Annotated in this window: 20 protein-coding genes; 6 read left to right on the top strand and 14 right to left on the bottom strand. The window is 66.8% G+C overall.

Annotated elements, in window-relative coordinates; translation table 11 throughout:
- Nucleotides 1–182: 182 nt before the first annotated feature.
- Nucleotides 183–1,130 (top strand): DUF4064 domain-containing protein, encoded by a 948-nt coding sequence (locus J3S28_RS27705; protein WP_207844442.1) that lies wholly within the window; start codon nucleotides 183–185, stop codon nucleotides 1,128–1,130.
- Nucleotides 1,131–1,158: 28 nt separating this feature from the next.
- Here J3S28_RS27705 and J3S28_RS27700 read toward each other — a convergent pair whose 3' ends face one another.
- The gene (locus tag J3S28_RS27700) at nucleotides 1,159–1,878 is read right to left on the bottom strand and encodes a S1 family peptidase (RefSeq protein ID WP_207844441.1); all 720 of its coding nucleotides are present in this window, start codon (nucleotides 1,876–1,878) and stop codon (nucleotides 1,159–1,161) included.
- A gap of 340 nt (nucleotides 1,879–2,218) precedes the next feature.
- Here J3S28_RS27700 and J3S28_RS27695 point away from each other — a divergent pair, with 340 nt between their 5' ends.
- Complete coding sequence (locus J3S28_RS27695; RefSeq protein WP_207844439.1) at nucleotides 2,219–2,656, top strand: hypothetical protein; 438 nt, start codon at nucleotides 2,219–2,221, stop codon at nucleotides 2,654–2,656.
- A gap of 19 nt (nucleotides 2,657–2,675) precedes the next feature.
- Here the strand turns inward: J3S28_RS27695 and J3S28_RS27690 are convergent, their stop codons facing one another.
- From J3S28_RS27690 to ssd, 7 genes are read right to left on the bottom strand one after another with little or no spacing between them, the layout of a single operon-like run.
- Entirely contained in the window at nucleotides 2,676–3,029 is a 354-nt protein-coding gene (locus J3S28_RS27690; RefSeq protein ID WP_207844438.1) for an Rv3654c family TadE-like protein, read from the bottom strand.
- Entirely contained in the window at nucleotides 3,026–3,388 is a 363-nt protein-coding gene (locus tag J3S28_RS27685) for a TadE family type IV pilus minor pilin (protein ID WP_237342214.1), read from the bottom strand. The genes J3S28_RS27690 and J3S28_RS27685 overlap by 4 nt, the downstream gene beginning before the upstream one ends.
- Entirely contained in the window at nucleotides 3,388–3,594 is a 207-nt protein-coding gene (locus J3S28_RS27680; RefSeq protein ID WP_207844437.1) for a DUF4244 domain-containing protein, read from the bottom strand. Before J3S28_RS27680 ends, J3S28_RS27685 begins: the two co-directional genes overlap by 1 nt.
- A 42-nt stretch (nucleotides 3,595–3,636) precedes the next feature.
- A complete protein-coding gene (locus tag J3S28_RS27675; protein WP_207844436.1) occupies nucleotides 3,637–4,236 on the bottom strand; it encodes a type II secretion system F family protein in 600 nt (199 codons plus the stop codon).
- Nucleotides 4,233–5,072: a type II secretion system protein F gene (locus tag J3S28_RS27670; RefSeq protein ID WP_207844435.1), complete on the bottom strand. Its 840-nt coding sequence runs from the start codon at nucleotides 5,070–5,072 to the stop codon at nucleotides 4,233–4,235. The genes J3S28_RS27675 and J3S28_RS27670 overlap by 4 nt, the downstream gene beginning before the upstream one ends.
- Nucleotides 5,069–6,265 (bottom strand): TadA family conjugal transfer-associated ATPase, encoded by a 1,197-nt coding sequence (locus J3S28_RS27665; RefSeq protein ID WP_307797481.1) that lies wholly within the window; start codon nucleotides 6,263–6,265, stop codon nucleotides 5,069–5,071. The genes J3S28_RS27670 and J3S28_RS27665 overlap by 4 nt, the downstream gene beginning before the upstream one ends.
- Complete coding sequence (gene ssd / locus J3S28_RS27660) at nucleotides 6,262–7,329, bottom strand: septum site-determining protein Ssd (RefSeq protein WP_207844434.1); 1,068 nt, start codon at nucleotides 7,327–7,329, stop codon at nucleotides 6,262–6,264. Before ssd ends, J3S28_RS27665 begins: the two co-directional genes overlap by 4 nt.
- Nucleotides 7,330–7,784: 455 nt before the next feature.
- Here ssd and J3S28_RS27655 point away from each other — a divergent pair, with 455 nt between their 5' ends.
- Complete coding sequence (locus tag J3S28_RS27655) at nucleotides 7,785–8,621, top strand: HAD-IB family hydrolase (RefSeq protein ID WP_207844433.1); 837 nt, start codon at nucleotides 7,785–7,787, stop codon at nucleotides 8,619–8,621.
- A 480-nt stretch (nucleotides 8,622–9,101) separates the two neighbouring features.
- Here the strand turns inward: J3S28_RS27655 and J3S28_RS27650 are convergent, their stop codons facing one another.
- Both J3S28_RS27650 and J3S28_RS27645 read right to left on the bottom strand, forming a co-directional pair.
- Nucleotides 9,102–9,824, bottom strand: coding sequence for a Fic family protein (locus J3S28_RS27650; RefSeq protein ID WP_207844478.1), 723 nt, complete (start codon nucleotides 9,822–9,824; stop codon nucleotides 9,102–9,104).
- Nucleotides 9,825–9,893: 69 nt separating this feature from the next.
- Nucleotides 9,894–10,730 carry a helix-turn-helix transcriptional regulator gene (locus J3S28_RS27645; RefSeq protein ID WP_207844431.1) on the bottom strand — a complete coding sequence of 279 codons (837 nt, stop codon included), beginning with the start codon at nucleotides 10,728–10,730 and terminating at the stop codon, nucleotides 9,894–9,896.
- Between the two features lie 140 nt (nucleotides 10,731–10,870).
- Between J3S28_RS27645 and acs the strand changes: the two genes are divergently transcribed.
- Entirely contained in the window at nucleotides 10,871–12,814 is a 1,944-nt protein-coding gene (gene acs, locus J3S28_RS27640) for an acetate--CoA ligase (protein WP_207844430.1), read from the top strand.
- A gap of 222 nt (nucleotides 12,815–13,036) precedes the next feature.
- On the opposite strand, the gene J3S28_RS27635 is transcribed toward acs, so the two are convergent.
- A complete protein-coding gene (locus J3S28_RS27635; protein ID WP_207844429.1) occupies nucleotides 13,037–13,543 on the bottom strand; it encodes an SRPBCC family protein in 507 nt (168 codons plus the stop codon).
- A gap of 192 nt (nucleotides 13,544–13,735) precedes the next feature.
- Between J3S28_RS27635 and J3S28_RS27630 the strand changes: the two genes are divergently transcribed.
- Nucleotides 13,736–14,254: a phage holin family protein gene (locus tag J3S28_RS27630; protein WP_207844428.1), complete on the top strand. Its 519-nt coding sequence runs from the start codon at nucleotides 13,736–13,738 to the stop codon at nucleotides 14,252–14,254.
- A 4-nt stretch (nucleotides 14,255–14,258) separates the two neighbouring features.
- On the top strand, nucleotides 14,259–15,191 hold the full coding sequence (locus J3S28_RS27625; RefSeq protein ID WP_207844426.1) for an alpha/beta fold hydrolase: 933 nt from the start codon (nucleotides 14,259–14,261) through the stop codon (nucleotides 15,189–15,191).
- A gap of 4 nt (nucleotides 15,192–15,195) precedes the next feature.
- On the opposite strand, the gene J3S28_RS27620 is transcribed toward J3S28_RS27625, so the two are convergent.
- Genes J3S28_RS27620 through J3S28_RS27610 form a run of 3 tightly spaced genes read right to left on the bottom strand, consistent with a single transcriptional unit; the run spans nucleotide 15,196 to nucleotide 17,788 of the window.
- On the bottom strand, nucleotides 15,196–16,392 hold the full coding sequence (locus tag J3S28_RS27620) for a MarP family serine protease (RefSeq protein WP_207844425.1): 1,197 nt from the start codon (nucleotides 16,390–16,392) through the stop codon (nucleotides 15,196–15,198).
- Nucleotides 16,389–17,126 (bottom strand): NUDIX hydrolase, encoded by a 738-nt coding sequence (locus J3S28_RS27615; RefSeq protein ID WP_207844423.1) that lies wholly within the window; start codon nucleotides 17,124–17,126, stop codon nucleotides 16,389–16,391. Before J3S28_RS27615 ends, J3S28_RS27620 begins: the two co-directional genes overlap by 4 nt.
- Nucleotides 17,123–17,788, bottom strand: a complete 666-nt coding sequence (locus J3S28_RS27610; RefSeq protein ID WP_307797480.1) for a TlpA family protein disulfide reductase — start codon at nucleotides 17,786–17,788, stop codon at nucleotides 17,123–17,125. Before J3S28_RS27610 ends, J3S28_RS27615 begins: the two co-directional genes overlap by 4 nt.
- Nucleotides 17,789–17,811: the final 23 nt, after the last annotated feature.

Genomic DNA, 17,811 nt, shown 5'->3' with positions numbered 1-17,811 from the left:
CCCGGCCCGTAGCGAACAATCAAACACCGCTCACTGAGACCCACGACGAAGCGAACAATTGGACACTGTCGATCAGCTGCATGAATTGCACGGGTCGTTTGGTTCAGGCGCCCTTAAAAGTGATCCTTGTCGGTGCCATCGGGTTTACCGTGAGAAATCCGATCAGCGAAGAGGCACAAACCATGACGCAGACACCCGGGCAATCCGACCCGTATGACCAGACCCGCATGACGTCCACCAACCCACCTCCGGTGAATCCGCAACCGGGCGGCCCAGCGCCGGACGTCTTCAAGCCCGCGGGGACCGACCATTCGAGTGCGGGCGCGGAGCCTCCGCGTCCACCGCAGCACGGCGAGCCCCAACCGGGACAGTACGAGCCGGGCCAGTACGGCCAGGGGCAGTACGGGCAAGGCCAGTACTGGCAAGGTCAGCAGGGGTCAGGACAGCCGGGTCAGTACGGCGGTCAGCAGGCGCCACAGCAATACGGATCGAACCAGCCGCAGTACGGTGCCTCTCAGAGTCAGCCGCAATACGGTGCGCCGCAGGGCCAGCCGCAGTACGGCCAGCAGGCGCCGTATCAGCAGGGCGGACAGCAGCCCTACCAGGCAGGTCAGAATCCTTACTCTGCGCCGCAACACGATCAGGGTCAGCAGCAGCCCTACGGCAGCGCGTACGGCTCAGCGCAGGCGGCCCCGCCGGTCTCGCAGGCAGTCAAGGTCATCGGACTGGTCATCGCGGTCATCGCGGTGGTGATCGCGATCTCGGCGTTCCTGCCGTGGGTCTCGGGAACGTTCAGCGAGAGCGGGCTCGGCGGTGGAGATTCCGACACCGATGCCAATGATGGCGTCCTGACCTTGGTCCTCGCCGTCATCGCCGGAATTTTCGGCGTGATCAGCGTTCTCATCGCCAAGCGGTCCGGCCTGCACCTGACGGCCGGCATCGTCGCGGTGGTGACGGGGATCCTGGTGGCACTCATCGCGATCGTCGACATCACCGACATCCTGGACGCCAAGGAGACCGCCGAGGTCTTCGATATCACCATCGACGTCGGCATCGGGCTGTGGCTGACCCTTGTCGGCGGGATCGGCCTGGTGATCGCCGGAGTAGCCGGGATCATCAAGCGCAAATAGAGCAACTGACCGGGCGCAACCGGACCGATCAGATCAGGCGGAAGCCGCTGCCGACGATGTTGTGCCCGTTCAGGTCTTTGAGGATGTAGTTGATCCCGGTACTGAGCGTCGGCACGTGAACCGGGTTGCCCGGGTCGTTGCATTCGATGTCGAAGTTCAGTCCGGTGCCGCCGATGTTCTTGAAGATGCGGCCACCGTTGAGCAGGCCGACGAGCTTGTTGTCGACGACGACAGGCGCGCCGGAGTCGCCGTGGTTGGAGCAGCTCTGATTGAGGGTGAAGGTCGGGCTCTCGGGGTCGGTGCCCCAGACGACGCCGCAGTTGGTGCCGGTGGTGCGGCCCGCCTTGCAGGCGTTCTGACCGAAGGCCGGCTGCGGACCGAAACCGCCGAGGGTCAACCCCCGGTAGTTCCGCTGCGGTTCGACCTTGGCCGGGTCGAAGCGGATCACCGCGTAGTCCCAGTACTTGTTGGACGACGTGACCTGGCCGATCACGCCGGACCCGGCGGCCTTCTCGGCTCGGACGGCATCGCCGGTCTCGGCGCAGTGGGCCGCGGTCAGCCCGACCAGGCGGCCCGCGGAGTCGTGGCCGATCGCGGTCAGCGTGCACACCGAACTGTTGTTGATGATGATGCCCGCACCACCGCCCAGCCCGATCCGGGGCGCCGCGTTCGCCGAAGCGGCGACCATCCCAGACAAGCCGATCACCGCGATGATCCCGGTCATGACCGCCAACAGACGTTTCGTCAAGAAGTTCCCCACCATTCACTTCAGTTAATGCACTCGTACAGGATCCTACATCCGGAGGATGCAGTACCGATTTCGCACCATTGTGAACCAAGCCACTCTCTGCTATGTCGGCGGCCCCTCCTTGTCTACCTCACCGGAGCCGACAGCGTCACCCACCAGGGTCCGCCGTGCGTCGCAGCCAGGATCCCGAACGGCCGCCGAACCAAGTGGTGTAGTTCGAACGGATGACGAAACCTGCTGCCTTCCAACATCTTCCGCTAGAGTCCACAGTGTAGGTCGTGTTATGGTTCTCCCACTTCTCCCGCGATCTGGGCGGGAGTGTCTTAAGGAGAATCGAAAAGTGTTGAAGCGCGTTCTGGTTACTTTGGCGTCGACTGTGGTGGCCTTGGGCCTGTTCTCGGGAGTCTCTCCGGCCTCAGCCGACGTGGAATTCCCGACATCGGGGGACGTGATCAAGTACGTGTTCGTGTCGAATAAGCCGATCAACGACTCGATCTATTGGTACGACGCCTATGGCGACGGTCAGTCGTTCCCCGAAGATCCGTCCCAGCGGGTTCGATTCAACAACACCTTCGTCGGCACCGATGGGCATACCTACTGGTCAACCAGCCGTACGTTCACCTCCCGATCGACGTACCAGCTTGTCGGCGGCTACATTTCGGCCGATTACGAGAACGACGGCAGCGGCAACAACTACGTGCGTTGCTCCACGTTTGTGAACGGCGTGCAGACCTCTTTCGAGTACGCCGAGGGTCGTTACGCCACCGCTTATTGCTGACGCACCACAACTGTCGGCTTCAGGGCACCGGGCCTGCCCGAGCGGTGGCTCGGGCAGGTCGGTGACCCAGTAGGCCCAGCTCGACGTGCACCTCGACCGACACCACCACGTCCTCGCCATCCGGACTGCAGGACGCGAGGGCAACCTCCATCCGGCTCGCGATGAGCCCGGCCTGCGCGCACGGATCGGCCTCACCGAGCACCAGAGCAGACGCAGCCGCGAGCGCGGCGAGATCGGCGGCCGACTGAGCGTGATGGCGCCCAGACACCGCAGCACCGACATACAGGACCAGCACCACCAACCCCGCCAACGCCGCGATCGCGCACGCCCCGACAACCGTCGCCGAGCCACGCTCATCGCCCGCGATCCTCACTCGTCGCCGCCCGGTTCGACCGCCGCCACCGCCCGCGCACCCACCTCCACCCCTGGCAGCAACGGCACATCGACCCGCACCTGCGCGACGATCAACTCCCCCTCGGTACGGATCCGCACCGACGCCCCATCAGGACCAACCTGACGCGCCACCTGCTCGGCACGAACCGAATCACCCTGCGCCGCAATCCTCGCCGCCTCCCGCGCCGCGTCGATACAGCGGACGTGAGCAGCCACCGCGGCCACCGCCACCACCCCGATCACCACCATCGCGACAATCGCGGCGAGCGCGAACGCCGCCTCCACCGTCACCATGCCCCGATCATCGGTCAGCAGACGGCGACGAACGCGCCGCATCATCATCCGACCGTGGTCTGCAACGCCTTGTCGATGATCCCCGTCAACGCCGAGACGATCGAATCACCGGTGACAACGGTGTAGAGAATCGCACCGAACGCCGCCGCAGCAATCGTGCCGATCGCGTACTCGGCGGTCGACATGCCGTCCTCGTCCATCATGAGCACCGCAGCTCGTGCCTGCACGTTCCGAATCATGTTGCCTATCATCGATTTCCCCCTATCCACGCCGTGGCCAGTCCACGGCAGATCTCAGAGCAGACCGCCACCGAACACTTTTCCCGCCAGGCCCATCACCACGGGCACGATGCCCAGGCAGACGAAGGCCGGCAAGAAACACAGTCCGAGTGGTCCGCTGATCGCAACCCCTGCGCGTTCGGCGGCGGCGGCCGCCCGATCCTGGGCCTCGCTGCGCTGGTTGTCCGCCAACTCCTCCAACCCGCTCACCGGCGAGGACCCCGCTCGCGCCGAACGCCGCGTCACCGCTGCCAGCATCGCGGCGGACTGATCCGCGTCGCCGGGTACGGCCCACGCCTGCAACGGATCTGCGCCCAGAGACAACAGATCGGAAGCGTGTGCGAGAATTTGCGCCAGCGCCGGCGGAGCCGACTGCGACACCACCTTGGCCGATGCGGCGACCGGCAACCCGGAACGCAGACACACCGCGAACAGGTCGTAGCTCGCTGCCGCCGCGAACGGGTCGTCGACCGCCTTCTTCTTTCCCAGCCACCGCGGTTCCCGACGGCGGGCGCCGGCCACCGGCGGAGCAATCCGGTACGTCGACCACACCGGGCCCGGGACGAGCAGCAGGCCGACAGCCCCGGCCAGAGCTGCGAGTACAACCGCGGTCACCGGTCGGTCACCTTGCCGACGATGCGCCGCGACCACAGCAGTCCGGCGCAGACCAGGCCCACCCCGACCACGAGCAGGACTCCGCCGAGCCCGCCACCGAGCAACACCGCCACCGGCGCCGCGCCCATCGCCTGTCCGAGCAGGATCCCGAGTATCGGTAGCAGCGCGAGAACCAGCGCGGTCGCCTTCGCGCCCGCGAGTGCAGCTGCCGTGCGTGCTGTGAAGCGATGACGGGCCAACAGATCTGCACGCACCGAGGTCAGCAGTTCGGCCATCGGGAGGCCGTACTGTTCAGCAGTTCGCCACGCGACGGCGATCCGCTGCCACGCCTGAAACCCGGCGGCCCCCGACCCCGAAGAAGACTCGCCGTAGTGCCCGTCCGCCTGCTCGATTCCTGCGGCAACATCACCGCCGAGGGCGGCACGACCCGCCATCATCTGCAGCATCTCAGCCGTTCCCGCGTCCGAAGGACCGCCGCAGTCCTGCGCCGCCTGCCTGCACGCGTGTGCGGGATGCGCCCCCACCCTCAACTCGGAGACCATGACCTCCAGCGCCGCGAGTAACCGCCCCATCTCTGCGGCCCCTGCCCGCTCGCGTCGCCGCGAGACCAACAGAACCTGCGCCATCGCAGCGGCCATGGCGGCGGCCAGCGCCGCACTGGCACCGACGAGAACAAGCGCCAGCACCGGACCGAGCAGCAGTCCCAGACCAACGGGATCGCCAAACAGTGTGCGTCGCAATGGTTCCGCAGGGATCAGGGCCTGTGCGCGAGTCTGTGCACGTGGTCGGGCCCACAACAGTATGGACAGGCCGATGGCGGCCAGCACTGCGGTCATCGCCCCAACCTCGCGTCCAGTACCGCGGCCAGCGCTGCTGCGGCGGTGGTGAAGCCGCCCGCTCGAGTCCAGACAGTTTCTACGCAGACCAGTCCGTCGTTGCCACGGCGGAGCATCCCGATCTCCGCGACACCCCTGCTGCCCGACGAATCCCGGAACACCCCGATCACCACCGAAATGGCTGCTGCGAGCTGGCTGTGCAGCGCAGGCCGGTCCATGCCGCCGAGGGCGGCGAGTGCCTCCATCCGCGCGGGCACCTCCGCCGTCGAATTCGCGTGCAGGGTGCCGGCGCCGCCGTCGTGTCCGGTGTTCATCGCCGTCAGCAGGTCGACGACCTCGGCGCCCCGGACCTCCCCTACGACGATCCGGTCCGGCCGCATCCGAAGCGCCTGCCGGACCAGCGCTCGCACCGGGACCTCCCCCGCGCCTTCGACATTCGGTGTCCTGGCGACCAGCCGCACCACGTGGGGGTGCGGCGGCGCCAGCTCCACCGCGTCTTCGACGCACACAATCCTCTCCGCCGGATCAACCCGCCCGAGAAGTGCCGACAACATGGTCGTCTTGCCCGCTCCCGTGCCGCCCACCACCAGGAAGGCCAGCCTCGCGTCGACGATGGCCTCCAGCAGCGCGAGGGCCTCCGGATCAATTGCGCCCGAGCGCGCCAGGGCGTCGAGGTTCTGCGTTGCCGGACGTAACACCCGCAACGACAGGCACGTCCCGTCCACCGCGATCGGTGGGATGACGGCATGCAGACGCACGTTGTAACCGCGTCGACCGAGCCCGGCCAGCTGGCCGTCGACCCACGGTTGCGCGTCGTCGAGCCGCTTGCCTGCGGCCAGGGCCAACCGCATCGCCAGTCGTCGCACCGCCTCGTCGTCCTCGAACTCGACGTCCGACCGCTCGAGACCACGACCCTGATCAGTCCAGACCTGTTTCGGTCCCACCACCAGGATGTCGTTGACCGCCGGGCCGGCCAGCAAGACCTCCAAGCGTCCGGCACCGACCAGTTCGGTCTGCAGAAACCGAAGGGCATCAAGCAGATCGGTGTCGCCCAGCACTCCACCTGCCTCCGCGCGGACGACGGCTGCCATCACCTCGGGGGTCGGATCCTGCGCGGTGGCCGCGAGCTTCTCGCGGACCCGGGTCAGCAGTTGCGCACGCCCGGGATGCACTCCATCACCACCGGTGCTCACCGCAGCACCCGACGCAGCTCGACCGCGCGGTCGAGCACCGTGGTCGCGGACCGGCGCAACGGGGAACGACGGGTGAGGGCGAGCCCACCGGATTCGAGTTGCCGCTCGAGCCGCACATCGGGCCGGGTCGCGGTCAGCAGGGGCACACCGATGACGTCGGCCACCTCGACCGCCCGCAACCCACCCGGAGCCGGACCGCGGACGACGACCTCGACCCGCCCGGTGCGGGCCCGCACGCGCGCAGCCATCTCACGTCCGGCCGCGCAGGCCCGGATCGTCGCGGCGGTCACGAGCACCACCAGGTCTGCGGCTTCCACCACGGCGTCCACCAGCTCACCCTCGCGCCGGGGCAGGTCGGCCACCACGACGTCGCCGCTGCCCCGGGCGGCGTCGATGGCGGCGAGCGCGGCCTCTGGCCGGACCGGTGTACCGCCGCCGCGCCGCCCGGTGAGAATCGCCAGCCCTCCGCGGGCATGCGGGAGAGCGGTGTGCAGGGAGGCGGCCACGACCTGGCCGCTCTCGAGCGTGAGTTCTTGCCAGCGCAGCCCGGGCTGGTCCTCGACCCCGAGTAGGAGGTCCTGCCCACCACCGAGGTGGTCGAGATCGATGATGAGTCCGCTCAGACCCCTTTCACAGGCCACCAACCCCACTCCGGCGGCCAATGTCGAGGCCCCGGCACCTCCGTGACCCGGTATCAGGGCGATGGCAACACCGGAGGGTCCGATCGGTTTCGCGATCCGGGAGAGCGCCTGCACCACCGCGTGCTCGTCGTCCGGGAGCACGAAGCCGTCCCCGGCCCCGAGGGTGAGCGCGGTGCGCCACATCTGCGGTCCGTCGCCTGCGAGTCCGACGACGAGCAGTCCGCCGCGTCGGGGCAATCCGGAAGCCAGTGTTGCCTCGACGGTGCTGGCGTCGACGAGCACCGCGGTGCACTCGGCCCACTCTCTGCGACATCGTTCGGGAAGCGCACGAACGATTTGATATCCGGCGGCAGCGGCGACACGCGCGACGTCGTCCGCGAGGTCCGGGGACACCATCACGAGCACAGTCGAGGATTCGGTCATGGAAGCCATCGTGGCGTGTCGGCTCATCTTCGACGGCGACTGACGGCCCGTCGGACCCGAAGCTGTGGAGTGTCTGTCATCTGTGGACAGTTCCCTGCTGAAAGCAGCGTCCCGCAAGCCCGTACGCACCGAGAGTTCCGGAAAACATGCAGTTGAGACAGGGTAAGGGAGGAAACAGTGACCGTGTGGTTCAGCGGACCGAAAAGGTCCGGAAATGGGGACGACCCTGGCCAGGGGGGGAGGAGGCCAGGGTCGTCGCGTTCAGCCCCGGGGGGTCGGGCTGAAAGCCCCGGATCAAGTCCGGGTAACTATGACTATACACAAGTTTCTGGGATTGATTGCAACTTCAACCATTTGATTCCCTTCGCTGAAACGAAGTGATCGTAAGTAAAGTTATCCGGTTCACTGCGCTCCGAAGCAATGCCTCATACGGTAGCCCCACGTACCCTCGACGGGTGACCGCTTTCAAGCCGGCAGACGGTGGACCGAGGTCCCCCGGTACGACGCGGATCGCCGCGTTCTTCGACCTCGACAAGACGATCATCGCCAAGTCGAGCTCCCTCGCCTTCTCCCGCCCGTTCTTCGATCAGGGTCTGATCAATCGCCGATCCGTCCTGAAATCGTCCTACGCGCAGTTCATGTTCCTGCTGTCGGCGGCCGACCACGATCAGGTCGAGCGCATGCGCAAGCACGTGACCGCGATGTGTACGGGCTGGGATGTCGAGCAGGTGTCGTCGATCGTCCACGAGACCCTCCACGACATCGTCGACCCGCTGGTCTTCGCAGAAGCGGCGGACCTGATCGCCGGCCACAAGGCGCGCGGACACGACGTGGTCATCGTCTCGGCGTCGGGTACCGAGATCGTCGAACCGATCGGCGAGATGCTCGGTGCCGACTACTCGATGGCCAGCCGGATGAAGGTCATCGACGGCAAATACGCGGGCGAGGTGGAGTTCTACTGCTACGGCGACGAGAAGGTCGTCGCGATGAACGAGATCGCGGCATCGGTCGGGTACGACCTGTCGAAGTGCTTCGCATACTCCGACTCGATCACCGACCTACCCATGCTGCGCGCAGTCGGCCACCCGACTGTCATCAACCCCGATCGCGCCCTGCGCAAGGAGGCCTCCGCCCAGGGGTGGCCGATGCTCTCGTTCACGAAACCGATATCACTGCGCAGCCGACTGCCCGCGGCCACCCCGGTCACCGTGACGGCCTCGGCTGCAGTGGGTTTGGGCGCAATGATTGCGGGCGCCCTCACCTACACGGCACTGCACCGCCGGCGGCGCTGACCACCTGCGTTCGCCACGCGGGCGCCGGTGGTGAAAAGCGTTTTAGCCCAAGGGAAAAGGCGTGTTGCAAATTCGAGACGACTGACCCCTTGATGTGACCGTGGTCACGGTGTAGAAAGTAGTTACGGAAAGCGCGGGAAGCCAAGTTCGGACCGGAAGAGAAGGCACGGACTCCTGACCACGCACTCCCAGCACGGATATCGAGCACCCACGCGCAGCACGCCGCGGGAGGCACCAGGTTGTGGGCCTGCGAGATTCGGCGTCGTATTCAGATGAGTTCCTTTGGGTGGGAACGCATGTGAGGCGGCGGCGGACAACTCTGCCTAGGTCATCCCACACAACCACCACAGCACGCTTGGTAACTCGGATCCGTGCTAGCGGGCGGCCGACGGGAATCGCATGAGCGACCCGGAGGCCGCCCGCAGTGCGTTGCCCGCACTTGATTTCTTCTCTGTCACAACGAGTATCGACCGAACGCAGCTACTGAGCGCGCGCGGCATCGGCGATGGATCTCGCCTCGGCCGCTCCGGCCTCCAAGGCCTCACTGCTCAGCACCAGCCAACCGCGGATACCTTCCGGGTCCCCCGCTCCGAAGGCCGCCGACAGCGTGCGGTACTGCTGTAGCCGCTTGAACCAGGTCACCTCCGGCACCCCGAGGTTGTGCGGATCGAGTCCGGTACTCGCACACACCAGCCGCGAGGCAGCCCGCGCCACCACCCCGTTCGCGAAGACGAAGGGTTCCAGCGCGAGCAGTTCCGCGTGCACCACCGCGGCGAGCACCGGCGCCGGTGCCTTGGTCGCTCCGGTGACCAGCTGCGCGAGCAAGGCCAGCCTCTGGTCGAGCTCACGATCGGCGCGGGGTCGTCCCAGCAGCTCGGGATCGTCCGTCAGTTCATTGGCGGCGAGCACGTGCAGCCTGGCCAGCGCCTGCAGCGGCGCCCGGGTCCACACGGCCAGCATCTGTGGCAACGACTCCCCATCGAGCGCCTGCGCCACCCGCATCGCCCCGGACAGGACGGGCTCGTCGAAATCGCCGTCCCGAACCAGCTCGATGCTGCCGCCGTCGATGGCCGCCGACGACCGACCCGCTCGCCACGATGCTTCGGTCGCCGTCTTGTCCCAGCCCCGGAGATTTGCGGGGTGCCGGTGGGCGGCCGCGAGTGCGTCGCGCGCCCGGTCCGCCGCCTCGAGCACGCCGGGCATCTCGAGCAGCGGCCCCAAAGGATCAGTCACGAGAAGTCAGAGTACTTCGCACACGTCGACCCTCCGTAGTCAGAGCAGATCGAGAACGTGCCCCGCGGCACGGGCCTTGACCACGGCCTCATGGCGGTTGTGCGCTCCGAGCCGGACCATTGCCGCACGGAGATAGGTCTTCACGGTGTCGACGGTCAACCCGAGCCGATCCGCCACCACCCGATTACCGAAACCCATCGCGACCAGCGACAACACCTCGAGCTGACGGGGTGTGAGAGGCACCGCGGGTTCACCGGACGGACGCGCGCCACCGATCTGATCAACGAGGTCGAGCAGCCGGCGCCGGGTCTCGTCGTCTCCGGAGACCGCCGCGATGTCGCGGATCTCGTCCAGCCACTCGACAGCCTGGATCTGCGATTGCTGCACCGCAGCCATCGCTCCGAGGCGTCGATCGACCTCATCTCGGGTGCGCAGTTCGGCGGCGACCCGGCCCGCTTCCACGGACAGCGCCGCCACCGCGTCGTCCGCGAGATGACCGCCCCCGCGCCAGCCCGCGTAGATCAGGCCGCGCACCGATCCGTCGACGACGATCGGCGCCGCAGCGAGGTCTGTGATGCCTTCTCCGAGGATCTGGTCGTCGAAGTCGTGGGTGATCTCGCTGGCCGAACCGTAGTCGCGGATGAGCGTGGTGCGTTTGTTCAGCCAGATCAGACCCCCGAGGCCACGCTGCGGGGTCACCGTGATCGTGCGTAGTGCTGCCGTCTGGTGCCCCACCGATTCGGTCACCGCAATGGCGCCCTGGTCGCGCAGACCTCCGAAGACGACCGGGATACCCGTGACCCGTCTCAAGCGCGCACTCGTGGCCCGCACCAGTTCGCGATCGCTGGGGCGGAGCACGATGTTGTCGACACTCATCAGCACTATCCACTTTCGGGGCTATTGCAGTAGATGATGCCGCAGACATCATGTGGTGCACAACACAGTGACCCTCGATACGGGCCACAGGCCGCCGCTCGACTCCGATTCCGGGCGGCCGAGAAGCTGAAAGGGAACCGATGAGTGATGGCACCGCACCCGTGACGTACGCCCCGCCGACCGCATTCGTGGAGCAGGCGAACGCCGGACCCGAACTCGAACAGGCCGCCGAGGCCGACCGGCTGGCGTTCTGGGCCGAACAGGCCCGCCGCCTGCACTGGGACACCGATTTCGGCGACGTCCTCGACTGGTCGAATGCCCCGTTCGCGAAGTGGTTCGTCGGCGGCAAGCTCAACGTGGCGTACAACTGCGTCGACCGCCATGTCGAAGAGGGCAACGGCGACCGCGTCGCGATCCACTGGGTCGGCGAACCCGGGGACAGCCGCGACGTCACCTACAACGACCTGCTTGCCGAGGTTTCTCAGGCAGCCAACTACTTCACCGAGATCGGCTTGGTCTCCGGCGATCGCGTCGCCATCTACATGCCGATGGTCCCCGAGGCGATCGTCACGATGCTCGCCTGCGCGCGCCTGGGCCTGACCCACTCGGTGGTGTTCGCCGGCTTCTCGGCCGCCGCGCTGCGATCGCGGGTCGACGACGCCGAAGCGAAACTCGTGGTCACCACCGACGGCCAGTACCGGCGCGGCAAGCCCGCCCCACTCAAGGCGGGCGTCGACGAGGCCCTGGGCACCGGCGACGACGCCGCCAAGTCGATCGAACACGTCCTGGTCGTCAACCGCACCGACTCCGACATCGACTGGGTCGAAGGTCGCGACCTCTGGTGGCACGAGACCGTCGCCAAGGCCGACACCAAGCACCAGCCGGAGGCCTTCGACGCCGAGCACCCACTGTTCCTGCTCTACACCTCGGGGACCACAGGCAAACCCAAGGGCATCGTCCACAGCTCCGGTGGTTACCTGACCCAGGTCAGTTACACCTTCCACAACGTCTTCGACCACAAGCCGGGCAAGGACGTCTTCTGGTGCGGCGCCGACATCGGCTGGGTCACCGGGCACAGCTACCTCGTGTACGGACCGCTGTCGAACGGCGCGACCGAGGTGGTCTACGAGGGAACGCCCAACTCCCCCAACGAACATCGCCACTTCGAGGTCATCGAGAAGTACAAGGTCAGCATCTACTACATCGCGCCGACCCTGATCCGAACCTTCATGAAGTGGGGACGCGAGATCCCGGATGCCCACGACCTGAGCTCGCTGCGGCTGCTCGGCAGCGTCGGCGAACCGATCAACCCCGAGGCCTGGCGTTGGTACCACGAGGTCATCGGCGGCGAGAACTGCCCGATCGTCGACACCTGGTGGCAGACCGAGACCGGCGCGATCATGATCTCCCCGCTGCCCGGTATCACCGCCACCAAGCCCGGTTCGGCGATGGCGACCCTGCCCGGCATCAGCGCCAACATCGTCAACGAGAAAGGCGAGTCCGTCGGCGCCGGCGAGCAAGGGTTCCTCGTGCTGGACAAGCCGTGGCCGTCGATGTTGCGCGGCATCTGGGGCGACGAGGAGCGGTTCAAGGACACGTACTGGTCGCGGTTCGCCGAGCAGGGCTGGTATTTCGCAGGTGATGGCGCCCGCTACGACGACGACCACGCGCTGTGGGTCCTCGGCCGCATCGACGACGTCATGAACGTCTCGGGTCACCGGATCTCCACGTCCGAGGTCGAATCCGCGCTCGTCGGACACCCCAGCGTTGCCGAGTCGGCGGTGATCGGTGCAGCCGACGCCACCACGGGCCAGGGCATCGTTGCCTTCGTGATCCTGCGCCAGGGCCGCGAGGACACCGGCGATCAGCTCATCAAGGAGCTGAAAGATCATGTGTCGAAGGACATCTCCCCGATCGCCAAGCCGCGGGAGATCTACATCGTTCCCGAGCTGCCCAAGACCCGGTCGGGCAAGATCATGCGACGCCTGCTGAAGGACGTCGCCGAGGGTCGCGAGCTCGGTGACACCTCGACCCTGGTCGACCCCTCGGTGTTCGACGCGATCCGCCAGCAGCGCAAGGGCTGATCGACAGCAGCGCAGGTACGGACGAATTCCCCTGAGATCGTCCCCAGATGCGTTGTCCGATGGCATTATTCCCTCGGACCCCGCATATGGGGACGATCTCAGGGCGAAAAGCGCACCGCGCCTCCAACCGAAGTATGACCTGACTGACATCTGCCAGCCGCTGTTCTCCATCGCTGGACCGATTCGAGTCAGAAAGTTGATGATGAATCACACCATGGGATGTCAGCTCAAGGTCGCGAAGTACTTGACCGTGTCGGTTTCGAGGGTCGAAAAGGCCTTCTTGGTCACCGGAAGGGCAAACTTGGACGCCTTCCCCATGGGACCGGCGAGCTCGATGGCGAATGACCACGTGAACCTGCAGCCACTGCCCGCCGGCTCGATCTCACTGAGTTCGCCGAACTTCCGCAGGCTCGGAACATTCGCCTGTTCGACGTAGAAGGCGTGGCGGTACCGCCCTGTGTCGGGGTCTTCGTCCCACACGAAGAACCGCTCCGACAGCCGCGCATATCCGGGCGCCAGCTCGGCCGAACGCGTGGTCCCGACCCCGTAGGGAGCAGGCGAGGTGAAGTTGATCGCCTTGATCAGGCGACACCAGTCCAACGTGTTCTGCCTGCTCAGTTCGCCCCAAGCACGCTCAGGTGACACGGGCAGGTTCACCGAGAACTTGTGGGTGATGGGCGCCGTGTCGAAAAAGTCCAGATCGAAGGGTTCGAGCGGGTACGTGGGCATTGTCGCCTTTCGTGTGACATGTACTCTCACGCCGGCAGCCGCCTGGTCGGAAAGGCCGCCTACCCGCGTAAAAGGTCCGATGAGCCTGCAATCAATCCTGGCATGGCAACATAAGGCCTACAAACCCCGGCGCTGCGAAAGTCGAACGTCCGGGTGGTCTCGGATGTCGTGTCCGAGGATGGAGGAGTAGTAGTGACGCTGGACGACCGCCCATCGGGAGATGTTCCGCCGAACGTCTCGTCGATCCCGTTGTCCGACCCGAACGTGCGCCCCGGCGGCGATCCGAGTGTCGGGGCCCTGGTCAAAGAAGCAACCAAGCATCTGTCGACCCTGTTCCGTGCCGAATTGGCGCTTGCCAAGGCGGAGCTCGCAGGCGAGGCGAAGAAGGCTGCGATCGGCTCCGGGCTGATCATCGTGGCGCTCACGGTGGCGCTCTACGCCAGCCTGTTCTTCTTCTGGTTCCTGGGCGAGTTGCTGTCCGAGTGGCTGCCACGCTGGGCAGCTTTCGGCATCGTCTTCCTGATACTTCTCGTCGCGGCCATCATCACCGGTCTCGTCGGATACATAGTCTTCAAGAAGATGACCGGACCGAAGAAGACCATCGCGTCCGTGCAACACCTCCCCGACGTCCTGCCGTCCGGACACGACGATCCAGTTCGTCCTGCGGCCGACCTGAGCAAGCCGAGCGCCGCCAAGGCGTTCAAGGGCTGAGCGGTTGGTATCCCCGGACCCGTCGACCGTTCGTTTCGCGGGCCCGTGGCGGCACCATGACGTGCGGGCGAACGGGGTTCGGCTGCACGCGGTCGAATGTGCCGATCAGCCCCGTACCGATCGTCCCCTGGTCCTGCTCATGCATGGATTCGGGGAGTTCTGGTGGAGTTGGCGTCACCAGCTCCCGGCCCTGACCGCTGCCGGTTACCGGGCGGTCGCGGTGGACCTGCGGGGCTACGGCGACAGCGACAAACCGCCGCGCGGCTATGACGGCTGGACCCTGGCCGGTGACACCGACGGGCTGATCCGTGCGCTGGGCCACGCCGACGCCACGATCGTCGGTCACGCCGACGGCGGGCTCGTCGGCTGGGCGACTGCAACCCTGCATCCGCGGTCGGTGCGCTCCATGGTCGTCATCGCCTCGCCCCATCCGCAGGCACTCAAGGACGCCAGCCTGCGCGATCCCGCTCAACGCAAGGCGTTCCTGGCCGGATTTCTCCGGGCCCAGATCCCGCGGACAGCCGAACGCGACCTGATCCGCGACGACGGCGCCATGATCGAAGAGATGATGCGCAAGAATGCCGGACTGCGTTGGCCGACGACCGACGATTTCGCCGACACCGCAGCCCGTAACCGGTCGGCGATTCAGATCGCCGGCGTCGCACACAGCAGCCTGGAGTACCGGCGCTGGGCCTTCCGATCACAGTTCCGTCCGGACGGCAGCCGCTTCCTGGAACTGATGGACAAGCGCCTACAGATCCCGGTGCTGGCGGTCCGGGGCGAACTCGACACCTACATCCGTCGTCCGACCCTCGCGGCCAGCGCCAAATGGGCAGCCCACCTCGACCTCACCGAGATCGCAGACAGCGGCCACTACGCCCATCAGGAGTCGCCCGATGAGGTCAACCGCCGGTTGATCGAGTTCGCAGGCCGCTGACCGGTCAGGAATGGACGCAGGTCTGGGTGTCGACGGCGGTGCTGAGGCGTTCGGACTCCGCCAACCCAGGCTTGACCTGATCCGCGGTCAGCACGAACCCGGTCTCGCTGGCCGGGTCCTCGGCCGCGCCGAACACGACACCGAGCACTTCGCCGCGTGAATTGATCAGTGGTCCGCCCGAGTTGCCCTGCCGGATCGATCCGCGCACGGTGTACACCTCGCGGGTGACGGAGGTGTTCGGATAGATGCCCGGGCCCCTGAGCTGGATCACCTCACGAACCCTCTCGGCACTGGCGTTGAACGGTCCGGCCTCGGGGTAGCCGAGAGCGATCGCGTCCTCACCGGTCTTGGCCAACTTGTCGGCGAACCGCATCGCGGGTGCCTGCAACCCGGGGACGTCGAGCACGGCGATGTCGGTCGCCGGGTCGAAATAGACCACGGTGGCGTCGAATTGATCGTCGGAGGCGACCACGTGCAGCGTGGTCGTCCCGGCCACCACGTGGGCGTTGGTCATGACCCGTTCGGGCGAGACGACGAAACCGCTGCCTTCGAGGGCCTGGTTGCAGCTGGGCGCGATGCCCTCAATCTTGACGACGCTGGGGCGCACCTGATCGACGATCGGCTGGTCGAGCAGGTCCTGATTCGGGGGCTCGACGCTGGTGATCGGCGTTCGCCCGAACGGCCCGATGGCCTCTTTGAGGCCGGAGCTGTCGAACATGTCCCAGAACTCGCGCGGAAGCCGCTGCATCCATTCCGGGGCGATCGAATTGATCTCCTCGATGACCCGCGACTCCCGGACCGCGCTCGCGATCTCGGGCTGCGCCGACGTGCTGATCGGGGTGGCGAGCACCCACGCCGCGAGCAACACCGCCACGGCCTGCAGCAGCGAACCGACCACCGAGTCGGCGCGGCGCACCGACAACGTCCGGATACCGCTGCGAGCTGCCCGGCCGAGGACCATGCCGGATATCTCACCGACGATCACCAACGCGACAAGCAGCAACACCCCGGCGACCAGCCGCCAGCGCTGATCCTCGATGTTGCGGATCAGATGCGGTGCCAGCAACACTCCGGCGGCGGCGCCGAGCAGGACCCCGATGAAGGCCATCGCAGACGAGACCGCGCCCTGCCGATATCCGGACGCGGCCGCGAGCACCGCGATCCCGATCACCAGGATGTCGACCCAGGCGGCTCCGCTCACTCCTGGCCCACCTTCTCGAGTTCACCGGCCAGGTCGCGGCTGTCGGATTTGTCCCATGGGATCTCCCAGCCGGCGGCCTCGATGATCGCCGCGAGCATTCCCCCCGTGAAACCCCAGACCAGCATGTTCTCCACCGCAAACGCGGGTCCCTGATAGACCCGGCCGCCGCCGATGGTGCGTTGGACCTGGAACCTGTTGTGGGGGTTCACCAGATCCCGCACGGACACCCGGGTCACCCGCGCGGTCTCCCCCACATCGACGACGCCGACCTCGGACGGCTGCGGCCAGTACGCGAGCACGGGCGAGACCTCGAAGCCCGACGGGGGGACGGGAAACATGTCGAGAACGGCCAGCTCGCTGACACCTGCCGGATCGAGTCCGGTCTCCTCGACCGCCTCTCGGATCGCGGTGCCCACCGGAAAATCGTCGCCCGGGTCCCGGGCACCTCCGGGGAATGCGACCTGCCCGCTGTGGTTGCGCAGGGTCGCGGCGCGCTGCGTCAACAACACCTCGGCGTCCGCCGGAAGCCCGCCGTGGTGGGTGGCGTCCCCGTTCCAGTCGCCGCTGAACAGCACGAGCACCGCAGCAGGCCGGGGACTGCGCATCATCGCCCGCATCAGTCGCTCGGTGACGCCGCCGCGGTCTTCGACCGAGCGGGTCACCCCGTCAAGATTGGCGACGAGCCCTCGCATCCATGGCGGTACCGACGTCGTCGGCACCAGGACCTGGGTCATGCGGCGACGCCCAGGTACTTGTCCACTGCCTCGGCCACCTCGTCGGTGGAGTCGAAGACGGTGGGGAGCACGGCCGCAACCGTGCCGTCGGCGCGGACCAGAACCGTGGCCGGGTAGACGCGCGGCACACCCAGCGCGGCCGCGATCTTCGAGTCGGTATCGACGACGGTGGGCAACCGGACCCCGATCTCGGAGAGCAGGTTCAGGGACAGGAACGGGTTCTCCGACCCCTCCTTGCCCTGCACCGTCAGCACCCGCACCCGATCGCCGACCTGCTTGGCGTACTCGTCGATCACCGGCAGTTCCGCACGGCACGGCCCACACCAGTGCGCCCAGATGTTCACCAGCATCGGCGTCCCCGCCGTCGCTGCTCCGAGGTCCACAGGCGATCCGTCGGCCAGACAGGGCACCGTCACCCCTGCCAGCTTCGACCCCGCCGGCGTCGGCCCGACCGGCACCGGGCACGGCTCCAGGGCTGCCTGCAGTCGGGCATTGGCCATGTCCTCGTCCGAGACGTTCGCCTGCAGGCCTGGCACAGCAGTGCTGCCGCTCTGCGAGATGCCGTTCGGCGCCGGCGCCGGGGTGTTCGTCTGCCGCGGCCAGATGGCGACGATCAGAGCGATCACGACGACGAGGACAGCAATGGTCCACCGTGCAGACACCGACAGGTGAAACCGTGAGCGTC

Source organism: Williamsia soli, from assembly GCF_017377795.1.
GTDB classification, from domain to species: domain Bacteria; phylum Actinomycetota; class Actinomycetes; order Mycobacteriales; family Mycobacteriaceae; genus Williamsia; species Williamsia soli.
This window is presented reverse-complemented; position numbering and strand designations above follow the sequence as displayed.

Coding starts and splice junctions, on each gene's coding strand:
- J3S28_RS27705 (WP_207844442.1), top strand. CDS start 183: ATGACGCAGACACCCGGGCAATCCGACCCGTATGACCAGACCCGCATG.
- J3S28_RS27685 (WP_237342214.1), bottom strand. CDS start 3,388: ATGATGCGGCGCGTTCGTCGCCGTCTGCTGACCGATGATCGGGGCATG.
- J3S28_RS27680 (WP_207844437.1), bottom strand. CDS start 3,594: ATGATAGGCAACATGATTCGGAACGTGCAGGCACGAGCTGCGGTGCTC.
- J3S28_RS27670 (WP_207844435.1), bottom strand. CDS start 5,072: ATGACCGCAGTGCTGGCCGCCATCGGCCTGTCCATACTGTTGTGGGCC.
- ssd (WP_207844434.1), bottom strand. CDS start 7,329: ATGACCGAATCCTCGACTGTGCTCGTGATGGTGTCCCCGGACCTCGCG.
- J3S28_RS27650 (WP_207844478.1), bottom strand. CDS start 9,824: ATGCCCGGCGTGCTCGAGGCGGCGGACCGGGCGCGCGACGCACTCGCG.
- J3S28_RS27645 (WP_207844431.1), bottom strand. CDS start 10,730: ATGAGTGTCGACAACATCGTGCTCCGCCCCAGCGATCGCGAACTGGTG.
- acs (WP_207844430.1), top strand. CDS start 10,871: ATGAGTGATGGCACCGCACCCGTGACGTACGCCCCGCCGACCGCATTC.
- J3S28_RS27635 (WP_207844429.1), bottom strand. CDS start 13,543: ATGCCCACGTACCCGCTCGAACCCTTCGATCTGGACTTTTTCGACACG.
- J3S28_RS27615 (WP_207844423.1), bottom strand. CDS start 17,126: ATGACCCAGGTCCTGGTGCCGACGACGTCGGTACCGCCATGGATGCGA.